Origin of the sequence: Thiohalophilus sp. (assembly GCF_031581315.1) — a bacterium.
In the GTDB taxonomy this organism is placed as follows: domain Bacteria; phylum Pseudomonadota; class Gammaproteobacteria; order UBA6429; family Thiohalophilaceae; genus Thiohalophilus.
The window spans coordinates 21,507-28,017 of the sequence record NZ_JAVLAZ010000032.1; the positions used below are offsets into that span (position 1 = coordinate 21,507).

A 6,511-nucleotide genomic window follows, 5' to 3' on the forward strand; every position below is an offset into this window, starting at 1 on the left:
AGACTATGTCGACTGTTGCTGTAATTGATTATGGAATGGGCAATCTCCACTCGGTGAGCAAGGCCCTGGAAAAGGCCGATCCTGCCCGCCAAGTGAAGGTTACCTCGGATCCCGAACAGATCCTCGGCGCCGATCACGTGGTGCTACCCGGCGTCGGCGCCATTCGCGATTGCATGGCGGAAATCCGCCGTCTGCAACTGGAGACGGTGATTCTTCAGGTGGCCGAGCAGGGCACACCGCTGCTGGGCGTCTGCGTGGGCATGCAGGCCATGATGGAATACAGTGCCGAGAACGACGGCACCCGTTGCCTGGGGCTGCTGCCCGGCAAGGTCCAGTCCTTTCCCCGGGACATGCGCGATCCGCTCAGCGATGAACGGCTCAAGGTCCCGCACATGGGCTGGAACCAGGTCTATCCGCAGGTCGAGCATCCGCTATGGCAGAATATTGCCAACGGCGCCCGCTTCTATTTTGTCCACAGTTATTATGTGGAACCGGCCAGCCCGGATCTGATCGCCGCCTCCTGCAACTACGGCATCCCGTTTACCTGTGCGCTGGCAAAAGGTAATGTATTTGCCGTACAGTTCCATCCCGAAAAGAGCCAGCATGCCGGATTGCAGCTGTATACTAACTTTTTAAACTGGGACGGTTCCCTCTAGGACGATACCCCGAACATCACGGTTACTTTCAGCCAACACGAGAGACTTCACCATGTTGCTTATCCCTGCCATCGACCTCAAGGACGGCAAATGCGTTCGTTTGCGTCAGGGCAAAATGGAAGATGAAACCATCTTTTCCGACGATCCGGTCAGCGTGGCAGCACGCTGGGTGGAGGCCGGCGCCCGGCGCCTGCATATCGTCGATCTCAACGGCGCCTTCGCCGGCAAGCCGGTTAACGCCGAGGTGGTACACGCCATCGCCAGCGCCTTTCCCGATCTGCCCATCCAGATCGGTGGCGGCATCCGCGATGAAGAGACGGTCGAGACCTATCTCGATGCCGGCGTGCAGTACGTCATCATCGGCACCAAGGCCGTCAACGCCCCCCACTTCGTCAACGACCTGTGCCTGGAATTTCCCGGCCACATCATCGTTGGCCTGGATGCCAAGGACGGCAAGGTGGCCATCGACGGCTGGTCCAAGCTTTCGCGCCACGACGTCATCGATCTGGCCCAGCACTTCGAGCAGGACGGCGTCTCGGCCATCGTCTACACCGACATCGGCCGCGATGGCATGATGAGCGGCGTCAATGTCGAGGCCACCGTCAAGCTGGCCCAGTCGATGGCCATCCCGGTCATCGCCTCCGGCGGCATCACCAACATGGATGATATCCGCGCCCTGTGCGAGGTCGCCGACGAGGGCATCATGGGCGCCATCACCGGCCGCGCCATCTACGAAGGTACTCTGGATTTTGCCGAAGGCGCCGCCCTGGCCGACACCTGCGGCGGGGAATAGGCGCACTTTTGTGAATCTCTGATTAATAACGCGGAGATCGCAGAGGCGCGGAGACGCAGAGTTGATTAATCAATGGTTAAATGAATGTATTAGCCATAAAGAACCGGGATTTCAACCAACGACATGGCTGTCGATAAATCAGCTATGTTTATAACATTTTTATTCTCCGCGGCTCCGCGCCTCTGCGTCCTCCGCGTTAAATTCTGAATGTAGATAAAGAGAACTGATATGGGTCTGGCCAAACGAATTATTCCCTGCCTGGACGTGGACAAGGGCCGCGTGGTCAAGGGCGTGCAGTTTGTGGATATCCGCGACGCGGGGGATCCGGTAGAGATTGCGCGCCGCTATGACGAGCAGGGTGCGGACGAGCTGACCTTTCTGGATATTACTGCCAGCCACGAAAACCGCGAGACCATCATCCATGTGGTGGAGCAGGTGGCCGGCCAGGTGTTTATTCCGCTGACCGTCGGCGGCGGTATTCGCAAGATCGAGGATGTACGCTCCATGCTCAACGCCGGTGCCGACAAGGTCGCCATCAATACCGCGGCGGTGGACAATCCCGAGTTCGTGCACGAGGCGGCGCAGAAGTTCGGTTCGCAGTGCATCGTGGTCGCCATCGATGCCAAACAGGTGAGTGATGATCCGAAAAAGTGGGAAATCTTCACCCACGGCGGGCGCAAGGCCACCGGCCTGGATGCCGTCGATTGGGCGAAGAAAATGGTCGAGTACGGCGCCGGCGAGATTCTGCTGACCAGCATGGATCGCGACGGCACCAAACAGGGCTTCGACCTGGACCTGACCCGCGCCATCTGCGACGCGGTCAGCGTGCCGGTGATCGCCTCCGGCGGCGTCGGCAACCTGGATCACCTGGTCGACGGCATCAAACAGGGCCACGCCGACGCCGTGCTCGCCGCCAGCATCTTCCACTTCGGCGAATACAGCATCGAAGAAGCCAAGCGACGCATGGCGGGCAGCGACATCGAGGTTCGCCTCTAATCAAGGCCGCTGATTAACAACGCAGAGGTCGCAAAGACGCAGAGGCGCGGAGAAAGAAATTGATTACGCGCCTGACTCTGGTTAGCGTTATTAAATAAATCTCCGCGGCTCCGCGCCTCCGCGCACTCCGCGTTTTCAAGAGCACCTTAACTATGAGCACAAGCTGGCTGGATGAGATCAAGTGGACGGAAGACGGGCTGGTGCCGGTGATTGCCCAGGAGGCGGGCTCGGGCCAGGTGTTGATGCTGGCCTGGATGAACCGCGAGTCGCTGGCGCTGAGTGTGCAGGAGGGCAAGGCGATCTACTGGTCGCGCTCCCGGGGCAAGCTGTGGCGCAAGGGCGAGGAGTCCGGCCACGAGCAGATCATCCACGATATCCGCCTGGACTGTGATAATGACGTGATTTTGCTGGAGGTGGAACAAAAGGGCGGCATTGCCTGCCATACCGGCCGACATCGCTGTTTTTTCAAGCAGTTACAGGGCGATCAGTGGGTCGAGGTGGAACCGGTTATCAAGGATCCCGACACCATATATAAATAGCGTCCCCACAAACGGCGCCAAACGTGGAATAATCCCCGTCTATGAGCGACATATTGCAACAGCTGGCCAGCGTGCTCGAACAGCGCAAGGAGGCCGATCCCGACAGCTCCTACGTCGCCGGCCTGTACGGCAAGGGGCTGGACGCGATTTTGAAGAAAATCGGCGAGGAGGCCACTGAAACGGTCATGGCCGCCAAGGACGGGGATCCGCAACAGGTCGTTTATGAAACCGCCGATCTGTGGTTTCATACACTGGTAATGCTGGCGCATCAGGGACTTGGGCCCGATCAGGTGCTCGAAGAGCTGGCGCGCCGCTTCGGCCTCTCGGGGCTGGAAGAGAAAGCCAATCGAAACCAATGAGGTCATCATGAGCGACTGCCTGTTTTGCAAAATTCTCGCTGATGAAATCCCCTCGGATCGGGTCTATGAAGACGAGCAGATGATCGTCTTCAAGGATATTCATCCCAAGGCCGAGGTACACCTGCTGGCGATCCCGCGCGAGCATATTGTCAGTCTCAATGAGCTGGATGAAGAGCACGACAAACTGATGGGTCACATGCTGCGCCAGCTGCCGAAAATCGCCAAACAGCAGGGACTGGATGACGGCTTTCGCACCATTATCAACACCGGCGAAGGCGGCGGGCAGATTATTTTCCATCTGCACATCCATTTGATGGGCGGCCGGAATATGCCCGGCTTTGAATAGTCACAGCGCTGATTGTTTTGATTGACACAGGCAGCGCTTCAATAAACGTTAACGTTCAGGACGTGGAGTAACATCATGGGTATTGGTATCTGGCAACTGGTCATTATTCTGCTGATTGTGCTGCTGCTGTTTGGCGCCAAGCGCCTGCGCAACATCGGCACCGACCTCGGCAGTGCGGTCAAAGGCTTCAAAAGTGCGGTCAAGGATGAGGAAAAGGCCGGCGAACAGGATGATGACTCCGCCAAACTGGAAAGCAACGATGAAGGCCAGACGATTGAAGGCGAAGCCAGCAAAGTCAAGGATCAGGACAAAACCTGAACAGGTTTGTGACCATGGCAGCGTTAACGGGAGTCAGGCTCTGTTCTGTCTCCTCGTTCCTCGTTCCTCGTCCCTCGTCCCTTAGCCATGTTTGATATCGGCTTTCTTGAACTGATCATTATTGCCGTCGTCGGTCTGGTGGTGATCGGCCCCGAGCGCCTGCCCGGTGTAGCCCGCAACGTGGGCAAGTGGGTCGGTCGCACACGCCGCTTTGTCACCCAGGTCAAATCCGACATCGATCGCGAGATGAAGCAGGAAGATCTGCGCCAGGCCCTGGAGCGCGACGCCGGTCTGGATGAGCTCAAGCAGATCATGAACAGCGAACGCTTCTCCATCGAAGAAGAAGACAAACCCGACTATATGGTCAAGGCTAGCAGCGACGACGAGCCCGAACAGACCGAAGATCCGTCCAACAGGACCGACAAGACCGACAACAACGATACCCCCCCACCGGCCGATACCCTGACTGATGAGCAACAAAAGCCGTAACGATTACGATCAGGGTGTCGAACAGGAGACGCCGTTTCTCTCGCACCTGGTCGAACTGCGCGATCGCCTGCTACGTATAGTTGGTCTCGTACTGGTACTCACCGTCGCGCTGATGGCGGTGGCCAATGATCTCTATTATTACTTTTCATTACCGCTTCAGGGTTATCTTCCCGAAGGGGCCAAAATGCTGGCCATTGGCGTTATCTCGCCGGTGTTCACGCCGTTCAAGCTGGCCCTGATTGCCGCGTTTTTTCTCTCCGTACCATACGTACTCCATCAGCTATGGTCGTTTATCGCTCCCGGTCTCTATCAACACGAGAAAAAACTCGCGCGCCCCTTGCTGATATCGAGCATTATTCTGTTCTATCTGGGCATGGCCTTTGCCTATTACGTGGTTTTTCCCCTGGTATTCGAGTTCACCTCCAATTTTGCCTCCGAGGGCGTCGATTACCGCCCTGATATCGCCAGCTATCTCGATTTTGCCATTAAACTGTTTTTCGCTTTCGGTGTGGCCTTCGAGGTCCCCATTGCCACCATCATGCTGATTCTGGCCGGCGTCACGACCCCGGAAGCCCTGTCGCAAAAACGGCCCTATATCATTGTCGGCGCTTTCGTCGTTGGCATGCTGCTGACTCCGCCGGATATCATCTCCCAGACCCTGCTGGCCCTGCCAATGTGGCTGCTCTTTGAAGTCGGTGTCATCTTCGGGCGGATTATGAAACGTAAACGCGAAGAAACTGCCGCGGCTGAAGACGAGGAAACAGAGCAGGATGAGGCCCCGCTCAGCAGCGAGGAAATGGAGGCTGAAATGGAAGCTGAACTTGAGCGTGCCATTGCCGAGGAAGATGCACTGAAAAACAACGACGAAACCGATAGTGAGGATAACGACACCGATCGCAAGACATGATCCGCAGGAACAACCCATGACAGACTGCACAGACGATTGCCACACCCCTTCAGCGCGACGCTATGTCTGCCCGCGCAATGGCAAGCGCTATTCCGCGGTCTCGACCACCACGCTGTTGCATCACCTCCAGCATCCCTGGCTGTGGGATCTGAGCGAACGGCGTTATTATTTTTGCAGCGATCCCGACTGCCCTGTCATCTATTTCGCTGATGATGATTCGGTCATCGAACAGGCCGAACTGCGCACCCCGGTGGGGCTCAAGGATCCCTCGGACGAAGCGCTGATCTGCCACTGCTTCGGAGTCACCCGCGCCCAGGCGAGCGATCCGTCGGTCAAAGTCTTTGTCCAGCAACAAACCCGCGAGGGCACCTGCGCCTGTCAGATCCGCAACCCGGCGGGGCGCTGTTGTCTGACCGACTTTCCCGCCAGCTGAATTGCCTTACCGGAAGCAACATAGCACCGGTCGATCCCGCAATCGCATACAACACGCCCGGTAATCCGCCTTTGTCAGTCGTCAGTCAACTCAATATTGAGCAATCGCTCAAATATTGCCATACTTGATTTTAGCTGCGCAGCTATTTGAAACGCTTTTGGCCAGCCATTCACAAAGTGCCACTTCAAAACCCTGCTCAAAAAGTGTTATTCGGGTTATGCTGTGGCGGAGAATCAATAAACGCAGGAGCTATCACTCCCATGGCCTCAGAACAGCCCGCGCCTGCCGAACAGTGGCTGGATGATCATGGCACGGTTCTCTACCGTTATGCCTTGCTGCGCCTGCGAGATTCCGACCAGGCGGAAGAGGCCGTCCAGGAAACCTTGCTGGCCGCCCTGCAGGCCTGGTCACGCTATAGCGGTAATGCCTCGGTACGCACCTGGCTGATCGGCATCCTCAAACACAAGATTCTGGACCAGTTCCGACGCGAGGCCCGTGAACAGGGGCTGCCCGATCCGGAGGCGACCGTCCCGGACGACACAGACTCACCGTTCAATAGCCGCGAACACTGGGCCCCGCGCCTTGCCAGTTGGGGGGATCCCGAAGCGGCGCTGCAGGACTCCCAGTTCTGGCGCATCCTGCAGGAATGCCTGGATCGCCTGCCACCCCGTCTGG

At 57.5% G+C, this 6,511-nt stretch carries 11 protein-coding genes; all 11 read left to right on the forward strand.

Translation table 11 applies throughout. From position 1 onward, the window contains the following. The first annotated feature begins 5 nt into the window (after positions 1-5). Positions 6-656 carry an imidazole glycerol phosphate synthase subunit HisH gene (gene hisH, locus RI563_RS06560; protein ID WP_310693567.1) on the forward strand — a complete coding sequence of 217 codons (651 nt, stop codon included), beginning with the start codon at positions 6-8 and terminating at the stop codon, positions 654-656. A 52-nt stretch (positions 657-708) separates the two neighbouring features. Then, positions 709-1,449, forward strand: a complete 741-nt coding sequence (gene hisA, locus RI563_RS06565; protein ID WP_310693568.1) for a 1-(5-phosphoribosyl)-5-[(5-phosphoribosylamino)methylideneamino]imidazole-4-carboxamide isomerase — start codon at positions 709-711, stop codon at positions 1,447-1,449. A gap of 228 nt (positions 1,450-1,677) precedes the next feature. Beyond that, entirely contained in the window at positions 1,678-2,445 is a 768-nt protein-coding gene (gene hisF, locus RI563_RS06570; RefSeq protein ID WP_310693569.1) for an imidazole glycerol phosphate synthase subunit HisF, read from the forward strand. 152 nt (positions 2,446-2,597) lie between these two features. Then, a complete protein-coding gene (gene hisI, locus RI563_RS06575) occupies positions 2,598-2,984 on the forward strand; it encodes a phosphoribosyl-AMP cyclohydrolase (protein WP_310693570.1) in 387 nt (128 codons plus the stop codon). Positions 2,985-3,025: 41 nt separating this feature from the next. Beyond that, the gene (locus RI563_RS06580) at positions 3,026-3,343 is read left to right on the forward strand and encodes a phosphoribosyl-ATP diphosphatase (RefSeq protein ID WP_310693571.1); all 318 of its coding nucleotides are present in this window, start codon (positions 3,026-3,028) and stop codon (positions 3,341-3,343) included. A 7-nt stretch (positions 3,344-3,350) separates the two neighbouring features. Continuing rightward, positions 3,351-3,689: a histidine triad nucleotide-binding protein gene (locus tag RI563_RS06585; RefSeq protein ID WP_310693572.1), complete on the forward strand. Its 339-nt coding sequence runs from the start codon at positions 3,351-3,353 to the stop codon at positions 3,687-3,689. Between the two features lie 75 nt (positions 3,690-3,764). Then, a complete protein-coding gene (gene tatA / locus RI563_RS06590) occupies positions 3,765-4,007 on the forward strand; it encodes a twin-arginine translocase TatA/TatE family subunit (protein WP_310693573.1) in 243 nt (80 codons plus the stop codon). 87 nt (positions 4,008-4,094) lie between these two features. After that, positions 4,095-4,496, forward strand: a complete 402-nt coding sequence (gene tatB, locus RI563_RS06595) for a Sec-independent protein translocase protein TatB (RefSeq protein WP_310693574.1) — start codon at positions 4,095-4,097, stop codon at positions 4,494-4,496. Further along, the gene (gene tatC / locus RI563_RS06600) at positions 4,477-5,403 is read left to right on the forward strand and encodes a twin-arginine translocase subunit TatC (RefSeq protein WP_310693575.1); all 927 of its coding nucleotides are present in this window, start codon (positions 4,477-4,479) and stop codon (positions 5,401-5,403) included. Before tatB ends, tatC begins: the two co-directional genes overlap by 20 nt. 16 nt (positions 5,404-5,419) lie before the next feature. After that, entirely contained in the window at positions 5,420-5,836 is a 417-nt protein-coding gene (locus RI563_RS06605; RefSeq protein ID WP_310693576.1) for a putative iron-sulfur cluster-binding metallochaperone, read from the forward strand. Positions 5,837-6,096: 260 nt separating this feature from the next. Then, on the forward strand, positions 6,097-6,511 hold a 415-nt coding region (locus RI563_RS06610), incomplete at its 3' end, for a sigma-70 family RNA polymerase sigma factor (protein WP_310693577.1).